The following is a 25,472-nucleotide window of genomic DNA, read 5'->3' as shown; positions in this document are numbered from 1 at the left end:
CTATAAGTTGTTGAAATAAAGAACCCGGCTGCGTTCGGGGAGAGACCGCGCACCGGGTTCAAAATTAATTACTGAATGATTACTAGAATTTATCGTTTAGCTCATCCAGATAAGGTTGAACCAGGGACCTTTTACTGTTTACCCATTCTTTCCAGTTTGCCTCTAGATCTCCGTTTTTGAGGATCAAGTTGGCATATTCATTCTGGTAGTCGAATGAAGCCTGACTCTTAGCTTTGGAATCGTACAGGTTGACATCCCAATCGTATGGTGCAAGCGATTTGCCTTCTGTACCAAGTTTTGCTTTTTCTTCGAACAATTTCACGGCTCTATCACGGTAATCTTTTTTGATTGCAGGGTTTACAACACTGAAGTCGTCACCGAGCAGATACAGACCTTCGAAACGTGCTGGATATTTATCTTCCAATACCGTTCCTTCTGGCAACAAGCTAACGAGTTCGTTGTTTTCATCATACTTCCAATCTTTTCCTTCAAAGCCCATGTTGATGAGCAACTGTCCTTCTTTTGTTGCGGAGTAATCGATCAGATCCATGATCCGTTCGAATTTCTCGTCACTGATGTCTGGATTGAAGATCAATGCAGACCAGAAGTTGGCTTGCTCCATGTTACGGTATTTCCCGTCATCGCCCACTACGATTGCTGTGTGTACCAGTTCATCACTATCTACACCCAGATTTTTTTTCATATCGGAATCCAGACCTTGTCTGTACGAAGCCAGTCCGCCCAGACTTGTTACAGCAGCTGTACCTGTTACTTTGAAATTGTTTTGACCTTCATTGTTTTTCCATGTGTAGAACTCAGGATTGAGCAGTCCGTCTTTATAGGCTTTTTGCATCAATTTAAGTCCTGTCAGCGTTTCAGGATCTGCTGGTCCCCAGTGGAATTGGCCATCTTCACCTTTGTAGAAAGGAGAGTCAGTCATGGCATGCACACTGTTTGGCATAATCATGTTTGTCATGGCATCTGCCGCATTGTAGGACAGAGGTACAAGTTTGTTACCCACTTTGCCTGGATCTTTTTCTTTCACTAGCGCAGCATATTCGTTCAATTCAGTTGTTGTATAAGCATCTTTCAGTTCAAAACCAACCGCTTCAGCCCAGTCTTTACGAAGCGCAATGACACCAATTTGGTTCGTCAGTGGATCAGCTGGTTTGTTCTCGAAGTAGATTGGTCTAGGCAGGACATATGTTCCACCCGTCAATTCTTCCAACTTGTCTCCAAGACCCGTCAAATTGTAAGCTGCTGCGACGTTAGGCCAGCGTTCTTTCCAGTCATCCGGGAATTTGTAGAACAAACCTTGTTCAATGCTGTTAATGGCATCGCCATGTACGTAGTTCCATACCGCTACATCCGGCAAGTCGCCAGAGTTGATCCACAGACGAAGCTTCTCGCCCCATGAATCCCAATCGATATAGTTGTAGTCCCAAGTTACATTAAATTTGTCTGTCCAGAACTTGTGGAAGTCATTATCCAGGTTCCCGTTTTTGATTTCTGTCAGGTTAGCTACAGAGATGGTCAGGTTATCTTTGTAATTTCCCTCTGCATCTTTTTCGTTACCACCTGAAGCTCCTTGGCTGGAACAAGCGGTCACCATCAGCATAACTACACTAAGCGTGATGGCAAAGAGAGCTCTTACTGACAACTTTTTGTTCGTTTTCATGTTTTACCCCCATGTTTTTTAGTAGAATTTTATTGCAAAATCCTATACGTATATCAGGTCTTGATTGCCCCTGTTAATACCCCTTTGGCAAAGTGTTTTTGCAGCATTGGGAAGAAACACATAATTGGTACCATGGTGACAAATACGGCTGCCATCTTCATGCCCATTGAGAAGTTGCTTGCCTGGGCAGCATCCACACTGGATGCATTGGATGCATTCGTCGTAGATGTCACGATAATATTTCGGAGTACATTCTGGAGCGGTAACTGATCCGCTTTTCGAAGGAATATCATCGCATCATACCAACTGTTCCAGTAAGCCACACCGTAGAACAACGTGATTGTAGCCATAATTGGTGTAGCCAGCGGAAGAACAACAGAGAACAAAATTCTCCACTCTCCGGCTCCATCCAGTCTCGCCGATTCCATGAGTGATTCAGGCAAGGTGTAGAAGTAGTTCATCATCAGAATCATGTTAAACGCACTGAAGCTTCCCGCCAGAATGACGGACCACAGCGTACCTGTAAGATGAAGTGATTTCATGATCAGGTACAGCGGTACGATACCACCATTAAAGATCATGGTGAACAGTACCAGGAAAAAGAGAAATTTCTTAAACGGAAATTTGTTACGACTAAGGCCATATGCCATGCTTGTTGTCAGGAACAAGCTGAGCGGCAAGCCGATGACTAGCAATATAATTGTATTTTTGTACCCAGACAGAATCGTTCCGTCAGCGAACAATGCCTTGTAGGAATCCAATGTCCATTCTTTAGGGAACATCAAAAATGGATTGTCAGCATATTCTTTTTGTGTTGCAAACGAGATCATGATGACATTCCAGAACGGAATCAGGATCATCAGGGCAAGCACTAGTAATACGGCAAAAATAATGTAATCGAGAAGTGTCATTTTTTCTGTACCAATTCTCGGTTTTTTGTTAGCTTTCTTGCTCATCTCATTTTTCCTCCTCTCTTATCGGAACAAACCGTCTCCGCCAAGCCACTTGGCAAATCTGTCAGCAAGAAGCAGCAAGGCCATATTCACCAGGGAACGGAACAAGCTGACCGCTGTCGAGAATGAGAAATCGGTAGATGACTGGAACGTAATCCGATAGATATATACATCGAGTACTTCCGATACATTTTTGGTAGCGGCATTTGCCAAGTTGAAGATCTGGTCAAACCCGGAAGACATCAATCCACCAACCGAGAGAATAAACATGATTGTGATGGTTGGAAGGATGTTCGGTAAAGTAATTTTGAACATCTGTTGCATACGGGATGCCCCGTCAATCTGTGCTGATTCATACTGATCCTGATCAATACCGGAAATGGCAGCCAGGAATATAATCGCGCCCCATCCACTTGATTTCCAAATATCAGTCAACAGCAACATGGGTACAAAGTTGGATTCAGACCCCAGGAAGTTAATCGTTGGCAATCCGAGTAGTCCGAGCGCGCTGTTTACCAGTCCGTCATATGCCAGCACATTGATGACTACCCCGGATACGATGATCCAGGACAGGAAGTGTGGGAACGTAAGAACGGTTTGGAACAATTTTTTTCCTCTGCGCATCCGCAATTCATTCAGCAACAGCGCCAGAATGATCGGGAATGGGAACTGAATAATCAGTTTCAGAATATTGATGTACAGCGTACGCCATACTGCGTCGATAAAGGTTGGATCACGGAAAACATATTTGAAGTTCTCGAATCCGCTCCATGGACTTCCCCAGATGCCCAGATTGGCCTTGTAATCTTTGAATGCCAGAGACAGGCCACCCATCGGCATGTAGGCAAACAGAATTAGCCAGACAAGCCCCGGAATAAGCAGGGTGTATGTCATTCGGTGCTTCCAGATTTCAGTCCAGAGCGAATTGCCCTTCACGTTTCCCTTCAGCTTTTTGCTAGGTCCTTCGGCTGCAGGTTTCACATTGCATCTCCTCACTCTACTATGGTCTTGTCGTTGTACAGAAAATCAAACATCGTTCTCAGGTGGTGCTCCCAAAATCTCCATTCATGAGCCCCCGGCGTCTCCACATACCGAAAATCAAAGGCAGTCCCCTGCATGTATCTCGCATAGTCGCGATTCATCTCTACGAAGGGGTCACTATCGCCACAGCAACTGAGGATATCCGGTAAAGGAACACCCTGTTCCAGCAGCTTGGCCGACAGTGCGTAAATATCCTGATCGGCTTTTACCTGTAAACGTTCTCCAAAAACCGCTTTCATTTCCTTGATCATGGTCGCTGGCATATGAGGATCACGAAGTCGTGTCTGGATATCCGTTACCCCGGATAGGGACACTACTTTGCGATATCGCTCTGGATAAGTTAGTCCACATTTCAGTGCACCATATCCACCCATGGATAAACCGGCGACGTATGTTTTCTCCGGATCAGGATTCAGATTGAGCAGACGCTTGCATATTTCAGGTAACTCCTGAGTGATGTAGTGGAAGTAATTCAGGCCGTATTCCATATCGGTGTAATAGCTACGATTCGCTTCCGGCATAATGATCGTACAGCCATATTGCGCTGCATACATCTCAATTGTGGTTAACCGCTGCCAGGTACTCGCATTATCGCCTGCCCCGTGCAACAGATATAGTGTACCGCCTGAAGTCTCTCCGGAGTCACTGGACACAACATGTATGCTGGTATTCATGCATAAGGTTGGCGATCCAGTTTCGATCGTTATATGTGCCATAAATGTAACCCCTCTCATCATCGCCTGCTGTCTTTACTCATTCGTTTCTCTGGCGTTGGATTGCAGGCTGTTGTAGATTCCCTTGTATTACGATGGGTTATCGAAACGATTTTCTCGAATCGTTTCAAAACATAGCCAACGTTGATCCACATGGACTTCATTACAACACTTTTAATGTGGAAGCGATTTCTTCGAATCGTTTCGAATAAATCATAAGCCCGATGAGTAAATCCTGTCAATAACCTTTTTACAAATTTCGCGTTTTTTTCTCGAAAAAATGCTATTTTAAGTCTAAATCTGCGTCCAAAGACACTATTATTACGAAAAAATGAAAATTTAGTAAGTGCGATTACAACTTTAATTGACACCAAACCAGGTTTATACTAACATGGGTTCTGATTTTGCATTCGAATTACGGAAACGTTTCACCAACCGATTTTACTCAGGTTTCACCTGATATTAGGGAGGTTAATATGTCTGAACAACTCAAAGGTTTCATTCATACGATTACGGAGCAACAATTGAATGTTTTTTCCATTCGCATATTACAAAAAGGGCATCTGCTTGCCCATTGGGACCGGGATAAGGACCAGCGCAGGGTACAACATTCCATCAGTAAATCCTTCACGTGTATGGCCGTTGGTCTTGCGCTTGAAGAAGGTCTGTTACATCTGGATGCGACACTTGGTGATTATTTCTCTTATGATCATGTACCCGTTGCACAGCACAAACTCCCATCGCCGCAAGAATTAAAATTGCGTGATCTTCTCCGAATGTCTTCGGGCCATGACTCTCCCCCTCTTTGGGCTGATGAACGAGCTTCATTGACTGAAAAGGACTGGGCGAAATATTACATGTCGCTGCCTCTGGACCGGTTACCTGGAGAACAATTTACATATAGCAGCGGGGATACATTTATGATCTCAGCCATGCTACAGGCTGCTACCGGTCAAACCGTGAAAGATTACCTGACTCCACGGTTATTTGATCCGCTTGGCATCCATGAAGTAGAGTGGGAAACCTCTCCATTGGGGGTAACACTTGGCTGTGCAGGTCTTTGGATAAGCAATGAGGAACTGAGTCGATTTGGACAGTTACTGCTGCAGGAGGGGCTTTGGGAAGGCACACAGCTTGTACCTGCGGATTGGATCAGACAGGCTACGTCCCAGCAGATCGAAACGACTGGAGACGGTGATTGGGGAAAAGGTTATGGGTATCAGTTCTGGATGTGTTCTCATGGCGCTTACCGCGCCGATGGAGCCTATGGTCAATTGTGTATTGTAATTCCCTCTAAGGAAGCTGTCATATGTATTAACAGTGAGGAAGAAAATATGCAAGGCATCCTGAATGCCGTTTGGAATGCGGTTTTACCCCTTTACACCAAGGGTTAGTCTACGTATCTTATCTTATTTAAATTTGCAATTATGCCATCCGATTGAGAATAAAACAAAAAAACGCCACGGGGTCAATGGACCCCATGACGTTATTTCTTATCCGTGCTGTGGAAGCTGAGTCATTTCATCTAAACATTGTGCGCATATGTAACGCTCTTTGAACTCGTTGACTTCCTCGATGGATCCGCAGAAAATACATTTTGGACGATATCTCTCCAAGATAATATGGTCCCCTTGTACTAAGATTTCTACAGGATCTCCCTCATTCATTTGATACCTTTTACGCAAAGATTTAGGCAATACGATCCTACCTAATTGGTCAACTTTGCGAACTACTCCAGCTGGCTTCATAGCTACGGCACACCTCTCCTATCTTACTCTAAATTTCTAGGTACATTTGTACTATGTTTATAGATTCGCCAAGATTTTGTCGAATCCTGCTGGAAATAAACATTTTTTGTCCTTTTTTTTGAAAAATGTTTTTTTTCGAATTCTAGCCGTCATTTATAACCTGAATTTATCCTTCTAACCCTGGGAAATTGAGCTGGCGCAACGCTTCATATACAATAATTGCTGCCGAATTGGATAGATTTAATGATCTAACGTCACCAGTCATTGGCATTTTCATACATGTATCGGGATTCGCAGCAATTAATTCAGGTGGCAGGCCTTTAGTCTCTTTACCAAAAACAAGGAAATCTCCATCCTGAAAATTAAAATCACTGTATCGGTTTTTCGCCTTCGTAGTTGCGTAGAAGAAACGACCTTCCGGAAATTTTTCCTGAACCTCAGCGAATGAGTCGTGGTATTCAATATGAACAGCATGCCAGTAGTCCAGCCCTGCACGCTTCAATGTAGCATCATCTGTTCGAAATCCAAGTGGACGTACGAGATGCAGATGGGTACCGGTTGCCGCACAAGTACGAGAAATATTGCCTGTGTTCGCCGGAATTTCTGGTTCAACCAGAACGATGTGTAAAGCCATATGTGTTCAATCTCCTTTTCATTTTCATGTTGACGACAACCCTCTAATCTTAAAGAAAAGCCCTCCACACGTCAATGTGGAAGGCTCTGGTAAGGCACAGGATTAGACACAAAGGTCCATTACACCGTACCTATACTTAATTATCCATTTGTCTTCTGGAAGTGGCTCATGAAGTCTGTCAGTGCCTTAACGCTCTCATAAGGAGCAGCATTATAAATGGAGGCACGGAGACCACCCACACTGCGATGTCCTTTCAGACCTACAAATCCTTCTTCCTCCGAAGCCTTGATGAACTTTTTCTCCAGTTCCTCAGAAGCAAGACGGAAGGTTACATTCATGAGGGAACGATCCTCTGTTTCCACACAACCACGGTAGAAATCGCCTGAAGCGTCAATTGTGTTATAGAGCAATTCCGCTTTTTTCGTATTTTTTTGCTCAATACCAGCCAGTCCGCCCTGTTCTTCAATCCATTTCAATACTTCATTCACCATATATACCGAGAAGGATGGCGGCGTATTGTACAGGGAATTGTTATCTACATGTGTGCTGTAACGAAGCATGGTTGGAATCGTTTTAGGCGATTCGCTCACCAGTTCCTCACGGGCAATGACAACCGTAATTCCGGATGGACCCAGGTTCTTCTGCGCACCCGCGTAGATCACGCCGAACTGATTAAGATCAAATGGTTTACAGAAAATATCACTCGACATGTCCGCAATCAGAGGTACTGAACCGGTATCCGGGAACGATTTGAATTGCGTACCTTCGATCGTTTCGTTGGAAGTCAGATGTACATAAGCCGTACGTTCGGGCAAACTCAGATTCGAAACATCCGGCAATTTCATGAACTTCTCTGCTTCTGAAGATGCAGCAACATGCGTCTCGCCGATCAACTTCGCCTCAGACAGAGCCTTTTTGGCCCAGCTGCCAGTCATCACGTAACTTGCAGTCTGCCCTGCACCGAGCAGGTTCATTGGTAACATCGCGAACTGAGTGCTTGCACCGCCCTGCAGAAAGAGAACCTTGTATCCTTTTGGATTGCCTAGAAGCGACAACAACCGCTCCTGAGCTTCATTATGTACAGACTCATACACCGCTCCACGGTGAGACATCTCCATAATCGACATGCCTGTATTACGAAAATCTACAAATTCCGCCTGTGCACGCTCCAGTACCTCAAGTGGTAACGCCGCAGGTCCTGCATTAAAGTTATACGCTCTTTTTGTCACAAAATCCCCCGCCCTTTCCATCCGTAACTCTGACATACAAAGTGAATATTATCGCTATGATATCAGTATTCTCTATCTGCTTCAAGGGCAATATGCACTGAAGTGTTGAATTCAGGCCATCAAATTCCTTTATCACCCTGCAAAGTTAAAGCACTACATTGTTTAATTCAAGGAAAAGCCTCCGAGAGCGTGTCCCGGAGGCTTTAAGTTGGAACAAGAACTGTTCCGACCCCGACCGATTAGCAGTCGAAGTAAAGGCTGTACTCGTGCGGATGAATGCGGATCGCTACTGCTTTCGCTTCATCACGTTTGAGGTTGATGTAGTTTTCAATGAATTCTTTTGTAAATACGCCGCCTTCAGTCAAGAACTCGTTATCAGCTGCCAATGCATCAAGTGCTTCTTCGAGGGAAGCTGGCACACTGCGGATGTTTTCTTTATCTGCATCAGACAGGTCATAGATGTTTTTATCGAGCGGACCATATCCAAGCTCAGTTGGGTTGATTTTGCGTTTGATTCCATCCAGACCAGCCATCAACATCGCGGAGAATGCCAAGTATGGGTTAGCTGTGGAGTCTGGTGTACGGAACTCGATACGACAACCTTTTGGTGTCACAGCTGCAACCGGAATACGAACTGCTGCGGAACGGTTACCTTTGGAGTAAACCAGGTTTACTGGTGCTTCGTAACCAGGTACAAGACGTTTGAATGAGTTTGTACTAGGGTTAGTCAAAGCGATCAGTGCCGGAGCATGGTACAGGATACCTCCGATGTAGTGCAGAGCCATTTCACTCAGGTTAGCATATCCCGCTTTGTCATAGAACAATGGGGAATCGCCATCAAAGATGGATTGGTGAACGTGCATTCCGCTACCATTATCACCGAACAATGGTTTAGGCATGAATGTTGCTACTTTACCATATTGACGTGCAGTGTTGTGCACGATGTATTTGTATGCAAGCAGGTTATCTGCTGTTTTCTTCAGTGTATCAAAACGGAAGTTGATTTCGGCTTGGCCCGCTGTCGCTACTTCATGGTGATGACGCTCGATCGACAGGCCCGCTTCTTCCAAAAGGCGACACATTTCGCTACGAATATCTTGCTGTGTATCCACTGGCGCTACTGGAACGTATCCACCTTTAGTGCGAACTTTGAAGCCCAGGTTTCCGCCTTCTTCTTTGCGGTTGGTGTTCCATGAAGCTTCTTCGGAATCTACATAGTAGGAAGAGCTGTTCGTGCCACTCTCATAACGTACATCGTCGAAGATGAAGAACTCGGATTCAGGTGCGAAGAATGCCGCTGTACCTACACCGCTCTCTTGCAAATAAGCTTCTGCTTTGACAGCGATGCTGCGTGGGTCACGCTCATAACGCTCGCCATCCGGAGTGAAGATATCACACATAACATTCAATGTAGGGTGTGCAGTGAACGGATCGACATAAGTCGCTTCAGGGTCTGGCATCATAACCATATCAGACTCTTCAATTCCGCGGAAACCTTGGATCGAAGAACCGTCAAAAGCTACTCCATTTACGAACGTGTCTGCATCAACAGCCGAAGCTGGCAACGAGATGTGATGTGCACGACCAGCTAAATCTACAAAACGAAAATCTACCCACTCGATGTTATTCTCTTGAATTGATTTCAATACGTTTTCAACCGACATGTATTCGTCCTCCCAAATATTCCGAACATTAAACAACCCCACTAAGAAAATGTCTAAATTCGAATTTTTTTCTGTCGTCATTATAAATTTTAAAACATGACATCGTCAATACTTATGTAAGGTATTTTTTGAAGGTATGTTAGATATACTCACATTTTATAAATAACTTAAATTCATATAACAACTACATTTATATATATTTAACTGGTTTAATGCGGTAAAGCGACCTCTATTTTAACCTAAATCATGGGAAAAACTTCACATCATAAATGTTTCTTATCACCATTGATTAATAAATACGTTCAAAACTGCAAATTATGCAAAAAACCGAGCATCTATCTGATTCCGTCGCAATGAACGAGACCAGATGAGATGCCCGGATGATGATCCAGACCTTGATTATGAAATTCTTATTACACGCCTACACGTGCCGGGAAAAATTCTGCCGGTTGTTTGGCTGTGCTGAATGATTTACCCACGATTGGTGCCAATTTCTCCAAATCCTGCAACAGGTTAGCGAATTGATCAGGGAACAGGGATTGCACACCATCTCCTGTCATGGAGTTATCCGGATCGGTATGCATTTCAATGATCAAGCCATTGGCACCCGCAGCAACGGAAGCTTTTGTCATCGGTTCCACCAGTTCACGTCGTCCAGTACCATGGCTCGGGTCAGAAATAACCGGCAAATGGCTCAGAGACTGTAGAACAGGGATCGCTGACAGATCCAGCGTATTCCGTGTGTAGGATTCAAACGTACGAATACCACGCTCACACAGCATAACATTTGGGTTACCACCCGCAAGAATGTATTCAGCCGCATTCAACAACTCATCGTATGTCGCACTGAAGCCACGTTTCAACAATACCGGCTTGCCACACTCACCCAATTTGCGGAGCAGGTCAAAGTTCTGCATGTTACGTGTACCTACTTGCAGAATATCTGCGTACTCGGCGCAAATATCCACATACTCAGGTGTCATGACTTCTGTAATGGTCAGCAGATCATGTTTCTTGCCTGCTTCCGCCATCATGATCAATCCTTCTACACCCGTTCCCTGGAAGCTGTAAGGACCCGTACGAGGCTTAAATGCACCACCACGTAACACTTGCCCACCAGCAGCTTTCACAAGCCCTGCAATCTCATCAATCTGTGCAGCGGATTCAACCGCACATGGTCCGCCCATGACAACAAGTTCTTTTCCGCCGATATCTACACCTTTGATGGAGATCACCGTATCTTCCGGATGGAAGTCGCGGCTTGCCAATTTGTAGGACTTCGAGATTTTCACGACATTCTCGACACCTTTCATTTGGCGAAGATGCTCTTGCATTTTAGGTTCAACTTTACCAATCAAACCAATGATAGTACGATCCTCTCCGCGAGAGATATGCACCTGAAGCCCTTCTTTTTCAATAACTGAAACGATATCCTGAATCTGTTCCTCCGGTGTAGCCTTGCCTGCAATAACGATCATATTAATTCCCATCCTTCCTTGTATGAGAGCACAATCATTTCTTAACGTGCGTCTGATTAAATATAAGAACTCTGTCGCGCTTAAACGCTTGTTCGCTTTTAAGCTTTTATCCGTTAAAGTGAATATACCATAGTTCTCTTATTGCGTCAAGGTACACATTCCTTATCCATATACAAAAAGAACCCTGCTCCACAGGCTCCGACATTCGGATCTGCGTAACAGGATTCTTCTCATTCACATCTCGTTTTTAATTCACATACACTTAGACTTACTTTTACATTAGTTGCGCCTAAGGTGTACGTGTTTTTTCTCTAACTGGAGGCAGCAGTTTGCTCATGTTCACGGTACGTTTGATTTCCCACGTCTCCGGCTTGTCATGTTCATACTGCTCCAGGTAAAGGATGACTTCCTTCGTGATCGGTGTTGGTGTTGATGCACCCGAAGTAACCGCCACCTTATTTACACCTTTCAGCCATTCTTGCTGAATCTCGGAAACATCGGATACACGGTAGGCCGTAACACCCGCAATCTCCTCCGACACTTGTGCCAGACGGTTAGAGTTATTGCTGCGAGGATCACCCACCACGATAACCAGGTCCGCTTGACCTGCCTGTTCAGCAACAGCTTCCTGACGAACCTGAGTTGCGAGGCAAATTTCATTATGAATCTCAGCTCCCGGAAACTTCTCCAGCAGACGGCTCATAATGTGTTTGATATCCCACTGGCTCATCGTTGTCTGATTCGTAATAAGGATCTTGCCTGAAGGTACGTTCAGTTCTTCGATCTCTTCTTCCTTCTCGATCAGATGAACGAGGTCTGGCGCAACGCCAACAGCACCTTCTGGTTCAGGATGATTCCTTTTACCAATATAGATAATCTGATAACCTTCTGCTGTCTTTTCGCGAATGAGATCATGTGTCTTGGTCACATCAGGGCATGTTGCATCCACTGTTGTCAATCCTTTGTCCCGTGCCAGCTTACGCACTTCAGGAGATACACCATGAGCTGTAAAAATAATCGTGCCACTCTCCACTTGGCTCAAAATATCCATCCGGTTCGGACCATCCAATGTAATAATACCTTCATCTTCAAAGGAATCCGTCACATGTTGGTTATGCACAATCATACCCAATATATAAATAGGTCGTGGTAAATCCAGATTGCGTGCCGCTTGACGCGCGAGCACCATCGCATCCACAACGCCGTAACAATATCCCCGCGGCGAAATTCGTAATACTTCCACTTGGTTGCCACCCGCTTTCTTTCTCGGCAACGTTGCCGATGTAATTGCAGTCCTGTCTATTATACCTTTATTCGATAGGCGGAGCAAAGACAACCGGCAACCAGATAATAAAGGTGGTTCCTTCTCCACGTCTGGTCACAACCTCAACCGATCCATGGTGTTCCTCAATAATCCACTTCGCAATTGAAAGTCCCAGACCGATGCCCGGTGTAGCCCCACGGGATTCATCTGCCCGATAGAAGCGATCAAAGATGAACGGCACTTCGTCCCGATCCATCCCAATACCGGTGTCGCTGATGCGCAGTCCCACCTGGCCCTTGTATAATACGGCATCCAGCGTCACAGAGCCTTCAGGTGTGTATTTAAACGCATTTTCGATGAAAATAAATAACATCTGTTGCAGATAGTCCTTGCTACCGTTCACATAAATGCCGTTCAGGATGGAAAAATCTCCTGGAAGCCAGTCTGCCTGACGATCCAGAAATTGTGCTCTGCGTGCCACTTCCTGTACGAGTATCTGCAGCGGGATCGGATTCAGTTCAATTTTCTGACCCGTATCCGCTCTCGCCAGCGATAACATGTCGCTGATCAGCCTGCTCATACGTTTTCCCTCGTCAGCCATGTCTTCAATGGCTTCCAGCGACATTTGCTTGACGGTCTCCTCATCCAGATTCGGTCGGTCGGTTCCCTCCTGATCCCATAACTTCTTCAGGAAGTCCACGTTCCCGCGAATGGTGGTCAGCGGTGTACGCAGTTCATGTGATGCATCGGATACAAAGCGGCGCTGGGCAGCATTCGTCTCCTCCAAACCACGGAATGACAATTCTGTACGTTCAAGCATATTATTCACCGTTTCAATCAGACGCCCGATCTCATCCTTTGGCCCCGCATATTGAATACGTACACTTAAGTCATCTCCCGATTGAATCTGGTTCGCGGCATCAATGACATTCACGAGCGGACGCATCGACTTCCGGGCCAGAACGAGACCTGAGGTTATAGCCAATGCCATAGCCACCAGCCAGCCAAAAACCAAAATATTAAGCAACGCTTCCAGCAAGCGCTCCTGTGAACTTACATTGGCTCCTACCTGAAGAATTCCACGTACTTCATTGGTACCTTGAAGAGAAAGGGGAAGCTGATTCACCAGAAACGGTGTACCGTCCACATAGATCTTGGATATGCCACGCTCTTTAAGTATCTCATTGGCTTTTAGTACCGGAAACTGAATCTGCAATTTCTCCATATTACCCGAAATCCTGCCTGAGCGACTCTGATAATCCCAGAGTTGAATATAGATTTGTGCCTCTTGAAGCTGACTCTCTGTAAATGGGTCCAGATCCAACGACTGTGAAAGAGGATTAACACCGATCTGCTCCGTAATCCGGGTACTCTTCACCTTCAATTGCTGTTCGACTTCCTGATAGGAGTTAAAATAAACAAAGGCATAGATTACAACGCCCCAAAAGATCAGAACAGCCGCCAAAATGCCAGAATACCATGCGGTTAATCTTAACCGGATGGACATATCAAGAGTCACCTCTCAGAATATAGCCGGCTCCCCGGATGGTCTGGATTAGACGCTTGCCACCGTATTCTTCGGTCTTCTGTCTGAGCATGGCAATGTACACTTCAAGCACGTTAGACTCACCGCTGTAATCATAACCCCAGATTTTATCCATAATCAGATCACGGGACAGTACCCGTCTTGGATTTTGCATGAACAGATTCAACAGTTCGAATTCTTTGGCAGTCAGCTCCAGACGCTGCCCATCTCGCAATACTTCACGTGAGTCATTGTCCAAAATGATATCTTCATACATTAAGCGGTTGTCCGGCGTACCCGCACTATCAGACTTGCGGCGCAGCAATGCACGGACACGTGCCAATAATTCTTCCAGCGCAAAAGGTTTTACAAGGTAGTCGTCGGCTCCCGTGTCCAGTCCGGTCACCCGGCTCTGTACTTCATCCTTGGCCGTCAGCATCAGCACAGGTACTTTGCTGCCTGCTTCTCTCAATCTGCGACATACCTCAAATCCGTCAATCTGAGGCATCATCACATCCAGCACAACGATGTCCGGCTCCTTGTCCATCAGTTTGCTCAGGCCTTCGGCTCCATTGGAAGCCGTCTGTACCTCATATCCTTCAAAAGCCAGCCCCCGGCGGAGCATGGATACAATTTTTTCGTCATCATCCACAATCAAAATAGTTGAGCGCATGGTCTTTCTCCTTTATCCTAACGTTTTATCCCATTGTAACAGGCAGAAGCACAATCTGCATCTTCAAGTAGGCGGTCTCCATTCCGTACTGGTCCATTGTAACCTTGCTCCATCAGGGCAAAAAAAACGGAAGGGCCTTTAAACCCTTCCGTTCTGTTAATCCTTGACCGATATTTATGGTTGCTGCTGTTGTGTACCTGTTGTTTGTGAAGTATCAAAATCATTTTTGTTGCCGATTTTGATTTTCAGATCCATTTTCTTACCGTCACGCACCACGTTTAATGTCACTTCACTGCCGATTTCCTGTTTCTTGATAAAATCAATCAGATCTTGACTTGTGGCGTAAGGGGTACCGTTCGCACCTGTAATGATGTCATATGCACGAAGATCTGCTTGGTAAGCCGGCGATTGGAAGAGCGTGCTGGCTACAACTGAACCTTCGGTCACATCTGTTCCCATTTGTTTAGCGACTTCAGGTGTGAGAGCCATCAGAGATGCACCGATAAAGGGTACTGGCTCTTTGGGAACTTCTTTGTTCTCTTTAAGATATTTAACCGCTTCAGAGATGACACTTGATGGGATCGCAAAACCAATCCCTTGTGCGTCTGCGCTTACTGCAACGTTCATACCGATAACTTCCCCGTTCAGATTAAGCAACGGACCACCGGAGTTACCCGGATTAATCGAAGCATCGGTTTGCAGCAAATGGCTGTACTCACGTGTTTTTCCTGTTTCTTCATCTGGAATGCTGATTGTACGTTCTTTGGCACTCAGTACACCTGCTGTAACGGTGTGTTCAAATCCTTCCGGGTTACCAATAGCTACAAGCCATTCACCGACTTGAGTACTGTTGGAATCACCTAGTGGAGCTACAGGGAACGCATCGTCACCACTGTTTTTCTCAATTTTCAATACAGCCAAATCCAGATCAAAGCTGCTTCCCAGCAGTTTAGCTTCATAAGGTTTACTGTTGTTCTCCAGGGTTACCTGGATTACATCTGCACCCTGAACAACGTGTTGATTCGTCAGGATATATCCTTCTTTGTCAAAAATGAACCCCGAACCAATGCCCATAGGCACAAGCTGATTACTGCTTTGTGGTTGCTGGCTTTGGCCTTGATTGCCTTCCGTTCCGCCGCCATTACCAAAGAAGTATTGGTACAGCGGATCACTTGTATTTGATCCACCCTGACCCAATCCTGTACGTGAGGACTGCTTCGCGAGTGTTTCGATTTTGACGACTGCTGGACTTGTACTTGTCACTACGGAAGACACATCCTCTTTGCCTGTTGGCAGTAACGACGCTGTAACATTGTTGCCTCCGCCTGTGTTTGTGGACGCTTCCTGTCCTGAACTTTGATTGTCCGTGTTCGTAAGTGCCGTCTCCGGTGTGAACATGTTTGTTCTATCAGCTGTGTACATGAGAACGGTGATGACCAGCATACCGGCAATAAAGGAAAATAGAAGTGATCTTACGGAAGAACGTGGTTTGCGGTTATTATAGTTCCAGTTGCCTTTGCCGCCATTCCCTTGATCTCCACCGTTACCTGAGCCGTTTCCGCCGCCTGATGATCTTTTCGCTTGTTCGGATGATTCGCTATTATAGTAAGTAGGTACGGGTCTCACCGGATCAGGTTTTGTAATCTCTACATTTCCTTCTTCACGTTGATTATTGCTTCCCATGTGATTTGCTGTATCTTCCTGATTCACGGACTGAAAAGGTCCATAAGAATAATAATAGGAGGATTCGTCCGTTCCGGAAGAATTGCGGTTCTCCGTTTGTTTGGTTTCGTTTTCCTCGTCTTGACGGTTCGATCTATAGTTGCGTTCGTCCATGCCTCTCTACCTCCCAATCTCTTATTCCCAAGAGATATTCTTTAACTGTTCTTATTTTGTACTTTAAACCTTAACCGTACCTTAAAAACAATTAAAAAGGAGATAAAAGCACGTAAGAATACATTCTTTTCCCCGTCATGACAGCATTTACCCTTTCGTTTTCACCCAACCCTGACGATGCGCATAGATGGCCAATTGTGTACGATCGTCCATCTCACATTTCATCAGCAGGTTGCTCACATGTGTTTTGACGGTTTTGATACTGATATGTAATTCTTCCCCAATGTCTTTGTTGGTCTTTCCCTCTGCAATAAGCAGCAGCACTTCCTTCTCCCGTTCAGTCAGACCCGATTCACTCTCTCTCGCTGTACGTTGTCTGATTCCCCGGGTTAATGCCTGCGACACATCACCTGTCATAACAGGCATGCCTCTATAGGCCCCTTGAAGAGCATAGATCAGTTCTTCAGCAGAGACTGTCTTCAGTACATAACTTACCGCACCCGCTTCAATCGCTTGCACAACCAGATCATCCTCCAGGAAACTGGTGAGCATCACAATTTTCATCCCTGGAAATTCAGTCATGATGGCTTTTGTTGCTTCAGCGCCATTCATTACAGGCATCATCAGATCCATCAGGATCAGATCCGGCATTTCACTATCATTTAACTTACGCAATTGATCAAGCGCATCCTGCCCGTGGCCCGCTTCCCCCATCACATGAAAAGTAGGTTCCAGCATCAGATACGTTTTCAGCCCCATTCGAACCATGTCATGGTCATCCACAATCATTACGTTTACTTTCCCACTCATTGCGTCTCCCCCTCTAGTTCATTCAGATACATTAGGAAATTTCGGGATCAATACCCGTACCGTCGTTCCCGCTCCCGGCTTTGATATAATCTGAACTTGCCCCCCAAGCTTCTCCGCCCGTTCACGCATAGTAGATAACCCGTATGAACCCGGACGCTCCGCTTGCTGCAAAAATCCCTGACCATCATCACTGATGCTCATGCTGATCTGATGTTCACTCTCCCGTATGGACAGACTAACCACTCCCGCCTCTGCATGCTTCACGACATTCGCAACAGCCTCCTGAATAACAAGAAACAGCTGGTGCTCAATGGCATCCGAGATTCCGCCATCCAGTTCCAGCTCTTTCACACCTTTAAGACCATTCTGCCTGCAATAATCAGGAAACCAACTATCCAGTGCTGCGGTGAGGTCACGCCCTTCCAGCTCCACCGGTCGAAGTTGGGCAATAAGTCCTCGCATCTGACGCTGTGCAATATGTGACATCTGGATTAACTGGTCCAGTACTTTACCGCCATGTTCAGGATTCATCTCCAGCAGACGAGGTAAGGACGAAGCCGACATATGCATGGCAAACAGCTGCTGGCTAACCGTGTCATGGAGGTCCCTTGCCATTCGTTTGCGCTCTTCAAGCACAGCCCGCTCCGAGGCTTGCTCCTTCTCAATGACTTCCTGCTCACCGAGGCGCTGAAGCAGTCTCATCTTTTTCTCAATCGAATCCATCATGACATTGAATTCCTGATAGACACGACCAAACGAAGCGTCATCCGCTTCAGGCATACGCACCGCCAGATTACCCTTGGACACTTTCAACATGTTGAGATCAAGCAGGTCGATCTTGCGTTGGAGTCGTAAAGCAGCGATATATCCGGTGATAACGGTGGCCAGCACAACAACGGCAACATAGGTCCATGCCCGCTGGCGACCAGCCCCCATCAACACCTCTCCATACAATAGATAGAATCCGCCCAGCGTAATCAGACCAGTTAGCGCAAAATACATCATCAGTTCCCATTTATTGGCCTTGAGAATGGTTCGAATCATGCGTTAACCCACCTTATTCACTTTGACGTCTCCGATAAACACACTTACAATAATCCGCACTTTTTTGCTTGCTTCATGGTAATGGGCAGTTTCAGCCTGGGCACTACTCAGGAATCCGCCGCGTTTCTGGTTCAACAGTGACATATCTCCAATGAAGGAATTAGTCGTCACCGTCACACCCAGATCCATATCTTCTGGAACAAATACTTTCACATCCCCAATAAATGAAGAAATGACAATTTTCGTCTCACCGTATGGAATCTGTGCTTTGGTCAAATCAATTACGGTATCTCCGATAAAAGCCGAGATGTTCATGGGTTTCAACGAGAACACTTCCTGTCCCATGTACAAATCCCCTATGAACGCTGATTTATTAATGGTATTGCCACTGCCATAATTCCCATAACCATTTCCGTACCCATCATCATAATGTTCTCCATATCCGGTATCGTTAGAGTTATACGATTGATGTTTCTTCTTATATTGATGCCCTTGTGATGATGAATCCGTTGATCCTGTGAAATGAGGGCCATGTGCATCGTTCTTCTGTTCCTGTTTTGGTTTGCCAAATGTTTTCTCGAACTGTTCGTCAAACGACGACGGCATCTCCAGATCCTCAGGGGACAACGGTTTATATGGTTGCTCTGGTACTGGAGGTGGCTGCATCTTGTCATGATGTTTCCGATCACGACGTCGTGGACCAATCAGTACAAATAATCCTCCGCCAATCAGCATAACCGGGATCAGATAACGGATAAACTCACCCATGGAGTAATCAATCCATCCCAGGTTACGGGCTAGGAAGTAACCACCGATCGCCAGTACAATTACCGGTCCAATAAAAGCGTAACCCCCGTTGCGACGAATCTCGGAGATTCCTTTGACCCCCCACCAGATTAGAAATAACGGCCAATATGTTCTGAAAATATATCCTACATCAATGTCATATCCCAATTGTCTGAACAAGATCATCGCACCAATAGCAATAAGAGGTATACCAACCCACCAGCGGTCACGCGTCGATCGTTTCATCGCTCATGTCTCCTTTGTCTGTATTATGTATCCAGTGTAACTCAGACAGAACAATGAGAACAGCGGCGGCAGATGGAAGTTATCTCGGTCTCGAGACTGAGATGGGAGGATATTTATGTAAAAAATCCGCATATGTAAAACACCCCGGAGCTTTTGCTCCAGGGTGCTGAATCTTTATCTTCAATTATTTCTGGAATTTCCCTGCACGGCCTTGGTTTGTTTGACCCGTGTTTTCTACACCGAACTCGGCATTGAATTTTTCATCAGGTGTTTGGAAATTATCTTGTACTTTGTTTTGAGCGGATTGTTTCACTTTAGCTGCTGCATTCTCTTCTCCAAACTCTGCATTGTACTTCTCGTTTGGCGTTTGGTACCCTTGTCCTTGTGATTTCTTAGCCACAACGAATCACCTCTCTCTTCATATTTACGTTGCATTGCTGCACCGCGGGGTTCGTCCCCAGTCAATATTATGTGAAGAGAGCACTTCAGTTATTCATGTGACTAGGTGAAATTATATGGCCTTGTCCAGCCACGAGTCCGGTACGGATTTGTACACGTCGATCGCATCTGCCAACTCGCTGAGCATCTTTTCTGTGCATTTCCCAGCGCCTTGCCTGATCACCTGTACCTCCACATCCTTTTTGCCCCACTCTTTGTACACTTGCTTGGTTGTCGGGAAATACAGATCGATCTTATGGCCTTTGATCGCTGAACCGGTATCTGCAACAATTCCGTAGCCATAGCCCGGAATATACAGAATGGAACCCATCGGGAACAATTTTGGATCAGCTGCAATCGTGGAGACCGTTTCTTTATCACGGCGTACTTTGACACCAGAATACGTAATTCCATATTGAGGATGTTTAGGCCCTTTTCCTGTAGACTCCACTCCTGCCGTATATCCCGTTGCTGTAACCTTTTGTGTACCCAGGATTTGTTCTGAACGCGGAGCAAGCACTGGCATAGACGGATCTGCCACTTGTTTTTCTGGAAGATCAGGTCTTGGAAGGACCATTGGTTGTGGTGACCACAATAAAGCCATATACACCATGGTCGTCAGCTGGGCTTCATCGCTGTATTGATGGCTGACCTGTTCTGGAAATTCTTGATCCGACTTGCTCGAAGCTTCAATAATCGGACCTTCACTGCCGCTGCTCTGACTCTCGACATGCAGTACTGTACTTTCCTCTTCAAATGTATAGGCATCCGCCTGATTCAGGTTAATCATCATTCCGGCGAACATCATACAGCCAACCAATAAACCACGTATATGTTTCTTTTGAATTGAGAATTGCTTTTTCATTGTATAACCTCCCCCTCACTGCAAAGGTTTTCCAAAAAGCAATTAATCTATACTTTTTACACCAAACACTACGAAAAAACGCCTGAATAACATAGGGCAATCCCATGTTATTCAGGCGTTATGCAGAGTGATCAGCGCAACTTATGCACTGGTTATCCGATAGATCATTTGTTCATTTATACCAAACGTGTTGCGATTTCTTCTTTCAATTGAGCGATTATTTCATCGACCGGTTTCATGCCCAGATCGCCTTCTCCACGCTTACGCACGGATACTGCTTCTGCATTACGCTCATTCTCACCAACTACAAACATATAAGGCATTTTCTCAAGCTGCGCCTCACGGATTTTATATCCAAGCTTCTCATTCCGCAGATCGGCTTCAGCAGAGATTCCCGCACGTTTCAGCTTCGCTTCCACTTCACGCGCATAATCGTCGAAGTTTCCGGATACCGGGATCACTTTTGCCTGTACCGGAGACAACCACAATGGGAAAGCTCCTGCAAAGTTCTCCAGCAAGAATGCTGTGAAACGTTCCATTGTACTAATTACACCGCGGTGAATAACGACCGGACGATGTTTCTGTCCGTCATCTCCCACATATTCAAGTTCAAAGCGCTCAGGCAACAGGAAGTCCAGTTGAACCGTAGACAATGTCTCTTCTTTGCCCAGGGCTGTTTTGATCTGTACATCCAGCTTCGGACCGTAGAATGCCGCTTCACCTTCAGCTTCATAGAAAGGAAGATCAAGTTCTTCCACAACTTCACGCAGCATGCGTTGGGACATTTCCCACATCTCGTCGTTCTGGAAGTATTTCTCGGTATCCTTCGGATCACGATAGGACAGACGGAAACGGTATTCGTTAATACCAAAATCCTTATACACTGTTTGAATCAACTCGATAACACGAGCAAACTCTTCTTTGATCTGGTCCGGGCGTGCAAAAATGTGTGAGTCGTTCAGTGTCATTGCACGTACACGGTGCAGACCTGTTAATGCCCCCGACATTTCATAACGGTGCATCATGCCAAGCTCCGCAATACGGATTGGCAGATCACGGTAGCTGTGCATGCTGGACTTGTACACCATCATATGGTGAGGACAGTTCATTGGGCGCAGAACGAGTTCCTCGTTATCCATAACCATTTTCGGGAACATATCTTCCTGGTAGTGCTCCCAGTGTCCAGATGTTTTGTACAATTCCACGTTACCCAGAACCGGTGTGTATACATGCTGGTATCCCAGGCTTTCTTCCAGATCCACAATATAACGCTCCAGAGTACGGCGCAGCTTCGCGCCGTTAGGCAACCAGATTGGCAGGCCTTGACCGACCAGTTGGGAGAATGTGAACATTTCCAGCTCTTTACCCAACTTGCGGTGATCCCGTTTGCGAGCTTCTTCAAGGAAGTGCAGATGCTCGTCCAGCTGTGCTTTTTTCACAAAAGCCGTACCATAGATACGTTGAAGCATTTTGTTTTTGCTATCTCCACGCCAGTAAGCACCCGCGACATTCATCAGTTTGAACACTTTGATTTTGCTAGTCGATGGTACGTGAGGACCACGACACAAGTCGAAGAATTCACCTTGCTCATAAATCGTAATCACGCTGTCCGCCGGCAAATCACGAATCAACTCAAGTTTGTAAGGATCGCCCACTTCTTCAAACGTTTTGATCGCGTCCTCGCGGCTAACTTCCTTACGTACAATTGGCAAGTTCTCGTTCACAATACGTTCCATTTCCTTCTCGATCTTTTGCAGATCTTCAGGATTGAGCGCATGTTCGAGATCCATATCATAGTAGAAACCATCTTCAATGACAGGGCCGATACCGAGGCGTACCTCTTTGTTACCATATAAACGTTTCACTGCTTGAGCCATCAAGTGAGCTGTACTATGACGCATCACTTCAAGTCCTTCAGGTGAATCCAGCGTTACGATCTCCACCAATGCTCCCTCATGAAGTGTTGTGGACAAGTCCACCACGATGCCATCCAACTTGCCGGCTACGGCATTTTTGCGCAATCCGCTGCTAATTGAAGCGGCTACATCCTCAATGCTGCTGCCATCCGCATACTCACGTACCGAACCATCCGGTAATTTAATGTTCACTGCCATTTGTCTCATTCCTCCTGTTAATGTAACCTTCGAGTCCAGATATTTATGGACTGATAATCTATTGCTATTCCAGTCATTTTGCAAAGGAACGCAAAAAACACCCGTCCCGGCAAAGGGACGAGTGTTATATACTCGTGGTTCCACCCTAATTCAGCTGATTCATCCATATTCGGAAATACAGCCCTCATTGGCATGACGATAACGGGCATGACCCGGCAGATCCTTACTCGCGGATAATCCCCCATAAAGGCGATATTCTAACTCCACTTTCAAAATTGCAGCTACAAAGGGGTAAACCATACGTGATATCCGGAGGAAATTCCAGCCTAGGTTCCTCTCTCTGCACCGATCTTGCGTGTGGTTGTTGTCTTTGTCAACGCTTTTGGTTCAATGGTTCTCATGAAAAATTCATGGATCAACAGTTATTATAATTGCCGAGATCACTTGCGTCAAGACCTGTCAACAATCCTGAGCGCAGCACTTCGCATTCCGGGCAATGATGACATATTTGCACTTTGTCTTCAAAGATCTGGCATATGGTCGAGATGATTGGCAGATCCGGGGTGCGTGTATGGAGCATGACCTTCTCAGGAGAGATCGAGATGAGTGTACTTACAATCATATCTTCAATATCCATCTCCAGTTCCAGACCCGGCATTTCCACAACAACCTGTTCATCCTTTTGCACAGGTAACAGATTAAGTCCAGCATCCAAGACCTGAAATTCATGCATTCCCTTGTGTACAAGATGAACTAGTGGTACTTTGGCTTCTTGAAAAAACACAAAATATTTTAACAGCCCCATAAACTCTTCATATTGCCGATCCATCCAGAACTCATCGAGTGCATACTCCACTAATTCCTGAAGTTCCTGCTTATATGGCCGTATACGGAAATTGATAATACCTTCAAGGTGAAAAAAGTGAACATCCTCCAGATCCTGCCGTAGTCCACTGGCTAACGTAGTACGGCGGCGCTCCCGAAGTCCGGGCTGATCCAGATCACCATTTAATAGAAGTGGCATGCAGATTCGATTGACCTTCTCCACCTCATGCTCATCCATGACAGAACACGCCTTGGCGATCATATCCTCCACCATGCCTCGTTCTTGTGTCTCCATAATGAAGTCGGCGAGTCCAAGGGAGAGCAGATCACTGATCCGGGGAAGCCATTGCTGGAAGTCTTCGTGATTCTCATTCCCTCTGCACACCCAGGTTGCTCTTCCATCATTATGTTTGAAGGTGAGCCGGAAACCTCTTTTATTTATATGTAAACCTTTGGTTTTTTCCTTGACACAACGATAAAATTGATCCGCTTCCTCTTGCCCCGATACATCGGTCCATACAGCAAACAGTTCCACAAGAATCACTCCTTTCCTTCCTGTTCAAAGTATATGGCAAGGCCGATGGGGATATACGAAGCGGATTGATGGAAAGCGTGTCATGATTTCTCAGTATATTATGAAGAGGTTTGGAGTTAAGACAAAAATGTGTTATTATTTTAATAACAGTATGTTTCACGGAAAAGGAGGGAAGCCAAAATGAGACAACAACCTAGAATACTCCACTACACTATCATTATCATTTTGTGCGTTTTCCAAGCCTTGTGCTTCCCTATTCCGATGCAGACCGAATCTGCCGTTGGGGTGTCTGTAGAAGCAACTTCCAACAAGGAAGTGCTGTTGCAAATACCCGAATCCCAGCAGAAACCTGTCATTCGCAAATACCCACAAGTCATGTCCAAGCTGATTGCGGTTACGCATAATAAGCCTGTCTTTCTTGTCCTCGCATTGGTATTGATGCTGCGAATCCCTACAACGGGTCTGTCCTTTAAACCGTGGTATTGTCTGTTTAAACGCAGATTATTTCTGCTACCTATTAAGTTTACCAGCATGTATGTATCCCTCACCCCTATAGCACCAAAATACGTGAACGCTCTTCACTAGCCGTTACGACGTATTACAGGTTGCTTTTGCATGGAGACACCTCTGTATTTATAAGACGGTGTGCTTGTGCATAACTTATAACCCTTTAAGCACACGTTAGATAAACCAATGTTCTGACAGTACCTATTTTTGTTGTACCCACACCGACAAATTCAAATCATATGGCTGTGTCAGGAATTTCTGGCTCTGTTTACCCGCATCTTTTGATGTTCCGTTGAGCAGCAGATTAATCATTTTCGGGAAATAAGCCTGTCTTCTGTGGCCAGCCCCTAATTATAAGGAGGCAACAATCCATGGATGTACGCGAAACAGACTTGCCGGGAATTGGCAAAAAATTTCAAATTGAAACAAGCAGCGGTGATAAAATTGTCATTATTATTCACGATGACGGTCGCCGGGAAATGTACCACTTCGAGTATGATGATCCCGATCAAAGCATCTCGATGATCACACTTGACGATTACGAAGCACGACAGATTGCTGCTATTGTTGGCGGATTAACTTACAAACCAAAGCAGCTTGAAAATATTGAAGTAACGTTTGACGACCTGATTATCGAGTGGTACAAAATCGAACCATCTTTTGGAAGTATCGGTAAATCCATCGGTGAATTGGACGTACGTCAAAACTCTGGGGCAACGGTTATCGCCGTTGTAGAGAAAAATCACAAAAAACATATCAGCCCAGGTCCGGAGGTAGTTATCAGTGCAGAATCCACGGTGGTAGCCGTTGGCGAACGCAATCAGCAGAAACTGTTTAAATCCCTCCTCCTGACTGGAAGGGGGTAA

The 25,472-nt window shown here is 45.5% G+C and carries 23 protein-coding genes; 3 read left to right on the top strand and 20 right to left on the bottom strand.

Going from position 1 to position 25,472, the window contains the following annotated elements; all coding sequences use genetic code 11:
• Positions 1-82: 82 nt before the first annotated feature.
• Genes NST33_RS08965 through NST33_RS08950 form a run of 4 tightly spaced genes read right to left on the bottom strand, consistent with a single transcriptional unit; the run spans position 83 to position 4,388 of the window.
• Positions 83-1,678 carry an ABC transporter substrate-binding protein gene (locus tag NST33_RS08965; protein ID WP_221823015.1) on the bottom strand — a complete coding sequence of 532 codons (1,596 nt, stop codon included), beginning with the start codon at positions 1,676-1,678 and terminating at the stop codon, positions 83-85.
• 53 nt (positions 1,679-1,731) lie between these two features.
• Positions 1,732-2,634, bottom strand: coding sequence for a carbohydrate ABC transporter permease (locus tag NST33_RS08960; RefSeq protein WP_076209164.1), 903 nt, complete (start codon positions 2,632-2,634; stop codon positions 1,732-1,734).
• 18 nt (positions 2,635-2,652) lie between these two features.
• Positions 2,653-3,612: an ABC transporter permease subunit gene (locus NST33_RS08955; protein ID WP_017689585.1), complete on the bottom strand. Its 960-nt coding sequence runs from the start codon at positions 3,610-3,612 to the stop codon at positions 2,653-2,655.
• 11 nt (positions 3,613-3,623) lie between these two features.
• Positions 3,624-4,388, bottom strand: a complete 765-nt coding sequence (locus NST33_RS08950; RefSeq protein WP_221823013.1) for an alpha/beta hydrolase family protein — start codon at positions 4,386-4,388, stop codon at positions 3,624-3,626.
• A 473-nt stretch (positions 4,389-4,861) separates the two neighbouring features.
• Here NST33_RS08950 and NST33_RS08945 point away from each other — a divergent pair, with 473 nt between their 5' ends.
• Positions 4,862-5,779 (top strand): serine hydrolase, encoded by a 918-nt coding sequence (locus NST33_RS08945; RefSeq protein ID WP_221823011.1) that lies wholly within the window; start codon positions 4,862-4,864, stop codon positions 5,777-5,779.
• A gap of 99 nt (positions 5,780-5,878) precedes the next feature.
• On the opposite strand, the gene NST33_RS08940 is transcribed toward NST33_RS08945, so the two are convergent.
• The 16 genes from NST33_RS08940 to NST33_RS08865 form a co-directional block, all read right to left on the bottom strand.
• The gene (locus NST33_RS08940) at positions 5,879-6,133 is read right to left on the bottom strand and encodes an AbrB/MazE/SpoVT family DNA-binding domain-containing protein (protein WP_036610032.1); all 255 of its coding nucleotides are present in this window, start codon (positions 6,131-6,133) and stop codon (positions 5,879-5,881) included.
• Between the two features lie 166 nt (positions 6,134-6,299).
• Complete coding sequence (gene trmL, locus NST33_RS08935; protein ID WP_076209167.1) at positions 6,300-6,767, bottom strand: tRNA (uridine(34)/cytosine(34)/5-carboxymethylaminomethyluridine(34)-2'-O)-methyltransferase TrmL; 468 nt, start codon at positions 6,765-6,767, stop codon at positions 6,300-6,302.
• Between the two features lie 140 nt (positions 6,768-6,907).
• A complete protein-coding gene (gene serC, locus NST33_RS08930) occupies positions 6,908-7,996 on the bottom strand; it encodes a 3-phosphoserine/phosphohydroxythreonine transaminase (RefSeq protein WP_313771485.1) in 1,089 nt (362 codons plus the stop codon).
• A 239-nt stretch (positions 7,997-8,235) separates the two neighbouring features.
• Positions 8,236-9,660 carry a type I glutamate--ammonia ligase gene (gene glnA, locus NST33_RS08925; RefSeq protein WP_074094318.1) on the bottom strand — a complete coding sequence of 475 codons (1,425 nt, stop codon included), beginning with the start codon at positions 9,658-9,660 and terminating at the stop codon, positions 8,236-8,238.
• 413 nt (positions 9,661-10,073) lie between these two features.
• Positions 10,074-11,138 carry a 3-deoxy-7-phosphoheptulonate synthase gene (gene aroF / locus NST33_RS08920; RefSeq protein WP_221823004.1) on the bottom strand — a complete coding sequence of 355 codons (1,065 nt, stop codon included), beginning with the start codon at positions 11,136-11,138 and terminating at the stop codon, positions 10,074-10,076.
• A gap of 289 nt (positions 11,139-11,427) precedes the next feature.
• On the bottom strand, positions 11,428-12,381 hold the full coding sequence (locus NST33_RS08915; protein ID WP_076209170.1) for a 4-hydroxy-3-methylbut-2-enyl diphosphate reductase: 954 nt from the start codon (positions 12,379-12,381) through the stop codon (positions 11,428-11,430).
• Between the two features lie 67 nt (positions 12,382-12,448).
• Entirely contained in the window at positions 12,449-13,909 is a 1,461-nt protein-coding gene (locus tag NST33_RS08910; RefSeq protein ID WP_237176203.1) for a HAMP domain-containing sensor histidine kinase, read from the bottom strand.
• Position 13,910: 1 nt separating this feature from the next.
• Positions 13,911-14,600, bottom strand: coding sequence for a response regulator transcription factor (locus NST33_RS08905; RefSeq protein ID WP_036610048.1), 690 nt, complete (start codon positions 14,598-14,600; stop codon positions 13,911-13,913).
• Between the two features lie 174 nt (positions 14,601-14,774).
• Positions 14,775-16,436: a trypsin-like peptidase domain-containing protein gene (locus NST33_RS08900; protein ID WP_339307637.1), complete on the bottom strand. Its 1,662-nt coding sequence runs from the start codon at positions 16,434-16,436 to the stop codon at positions 14,775-14,777.
• Positions 16,437-16,583: 147 nt separating this feature from the next.
• Complete coding sequence (locus tag NST33_RS08895) at positions 16,584-17,246, bottom strand: response regulator transcription factor (protein WP_017689597.1); 663 nt, start codon at positions 17,244-17,246, stop codon at positions 16,584-16,586.
• A gap of 18 nt (positions 17,247-17,264) precedes the next feature.
• Positions 17,265-18,290 (bottom strand): sensor histidine kinase, encoded by a 1,026-nt coding sequence (locus NST33_RS08890; protein ID WP_091032721.1) that lies wholly within the window; start codon positions 18,288-18,290, stop codon positions 17,265-17,267.
• Between the two features lie 3 nt (positions 18,291-18,293).
• Positions 18,294-19,322 (bottom strand): cell wall-active antibiotics response protein LiaF, encoded by a 1,029-nt coding sequence (liaF, locus tag NST33_RS08885; protein ID WP_339307635.1) that lies wholly within the window; start codon positions 19,320-19,322, stop codon positions 18,294-18,296.
• A 184-nt stretch (positions 19,323-19,506) separates the two neighbouring features.
• On the bottom strand, positions 19,507-19,722 hold the full coding sequence (locus tag NST33_RS08880) for a hypothetical protein (RefSeq protein WP_221822994.1): 216 nt from the start codon (positions 19,720-19,722) through the stop codon (positions 19,507-19,509).
• 111 nt (positions 19,723-19,833) lie between these two features.
• Complete coding sequence (locus NST33_RS08875; protein ID WP_339307633.1) at positions 19,834-20,625, bottom strand: 3D domain-containing protein; 792 nt, start codon at positions 20,623-20,625, stop codon at positions 19,834-19,836.
• 176 nt (positions 20,626-20,801) lie between these two features.
• Positions 20,802-22,739, bottom strand: coding sequence for a threonine--tRNA ligase (gene thrS / locus NST33_RS08870; RefSeq protein ID WP_221822992.1), 1,938 nt, complete (start codon positions 22,737-22,739; stop codon positions 20,802-20,804).
• A 415-nt stretch (positions 22,740-23,154) separates the two neighbouring features.
• Positions 23,155-24,108 (bottom strand): putative sporulation protein YtxC, encoded by a 954-nt coding sequence (locus NST33_RS08865; RefSeq protein WP_237176208.1) that lies wholly within the window; start codon positions 24,106-24,108, stop codon positions 23,155-23,157.
• Positions 24,109-24,279: 171 nt separating this feature from the next.
• Here NST33_RS08865 and NST33_RS08860 point away from each other — a divergent pair, with 171 nt between their 5' ends.
• Entirely contained in the window at positions 24,280-24,684 is a 405-nt protein-coding gene (locus NST33_RS08860; protein ID WP_221822988.1) for a hypothetical protein, read from the top strand.
• Positions 24,685-24,977: 293 nt separating this feature from the next.
• On the top strand, positions 24,978-25,472 hold the full coding sequence (locus NST33_RS08855) for a cation:proton antiporter regulatory subunit (RefSeq protein ID WP_036610059.1): 495 nt from the start codon (positions 24,978-24,980) through the stop codon (positions 25,470-25,472).

Source organism: Paenibacillus sp. FSL L8-0435 (genome assembly GCF_037965655.1).
Lineage (GTDB): Bacteria > Bacillota > Bacilli > Paenibacillales > Paenibacillaceae > Paenibacillus.
The sequence above is the reverse complement of the archived record's forward strand: the minus strand, read 5'-3'. Positions and strand labels throughout refer to the sequence as shown.

What these genes read in the sequence shown, in the direction of transcription:
- liaF (WP_339307635.1), bottom strand. Translation starts at nt 19,322, where the DNA reads ATGAAACGATCGACGCGTGACCGCTGGTGGGTTGGTATACCTCTTATT.
- NST33_RS08855 (WP_036610059.1), top strand. Translation starts at nt 24,978, where the DNA reads ATGGATGTACGCGAAACAGACTTGCCGGGAATTGGCAAAAAATTTCAA.
- NST33_RS08945 (WP_221823011.1), top strand. Translation starts at nt 4,862, where the DNA reads ATGTCTGAACAACTCAAAGGTTTCATTCATACGATTACGGAGCAACAA.
- thrS (WP_221822992.1), bottom strand. Translation starts at nt 22,739, where the DNA reads ATGGCAGTGAACATTAAATTACCGGATGGTTCGGTACGTGAGTATGCG.
- NST33_RS08900 (WP_339307637.1), bottom strand. Translation starts at nt 16,436, where the DNA reads ATGGACGAACGCAACTATAGATCGAACCGTCAAGACGAGGAAAACGAA.
- NST33_RS08860 (WP_221822988.1), top strand. Translation starts at nt 24,280, where the DNA reads ATGAGACAACAACCTAGAATACTCCACTACACTATCATTATCATTTTG.
- glnA (WP_074094318.1), bottom strand. Translation starts at nt 9,660, where the DNA reads ATGTCGGTTGAAAACGTATTGAAATCAATTCAAGAGAATAACATCGAG.
- NST33_RS08890 (WP_091032721.1), bottom strand. Translation starts at nt 18,290, where the DNA reads ATGATTCGAACCATTCTCAAGGCCAATAAATGGGAACTGATGATGTAT.
- NST33_RS08960 (WP_076209164.1), bottom strand. Translation starts at nt 2,634, where the DNA reads ATGAGCAAGAAAGCTAACAAAAAACCGAGAATTGGTACAGAAAAAATG.
- aroF (WP_221823004.1), bottom strand. Translation starts at nt 11,138, where the DNA reads ATGATCGTTATTGCAGGCAAGGCTACACCGGAGGAACAGATTCAGGAT.
- NST33_RS08895 (WP_017689597.1), bottom strand. Translation starts at nt 17,246, where the DNA reads ATGAGTGGGAAAGTAAACGTAATGATTGTGGATGACCATGACATGGTT.
- NST33_RS08910 (WP_237176203.1), bottom strand. Translation starts at nt 13,909, where the DNA reads ATGTCCATCCGGTTAAGATTAACCGCATGGTATTCTGGCATTTTGGCG.
- NST33_RS08950 (WP_221823013.1), bottom strand. Translation starts at nt 4,388, where the DNA reads ATGGCACATATAACGATCGAAACTGGATCGCCAACCTTATGCATGAAT.
- NST33_RS08905 (WP_036610048.1), bottom strand. Translation starts at nt 14,600, where the DNA reads ATGCGCTCAACTATTTTGATTGTGGATGATGACGAAAAAATTGTATCC.
- NST33_RS08940 (WP_036610032.1), bottom strand. Translation starts at nt 6,133, where the DNA reads ATGAAGCCAGCTGGAGTAGTTCGCAAAGTTGACCAATTAGGTAGGATC.
- NST33_RS08965 (WP_221823015.1), bottom strand. Translation starts at nt 1,678, where the DNA reads ATGAAAACGAACAAAAAGTTGTCAGTAAGAGCTCTCTTTGCCATCACG.
- trmL (WP_076209167.1), bottom strand. Translation starts at nt 6,767, where the DNA reads ATGGCTTTACACATCGTTCTGGTTGAACCAGAAATTCCGGCGAACACA.
- NST33_RS08875 (WP_339307633.1), bottom strand. Translation starts at nt 20,625, where the DNA reads ATGAAAAAGCAATTCTCAATTCAAAAGAAACATATACGTGGTTTATTG.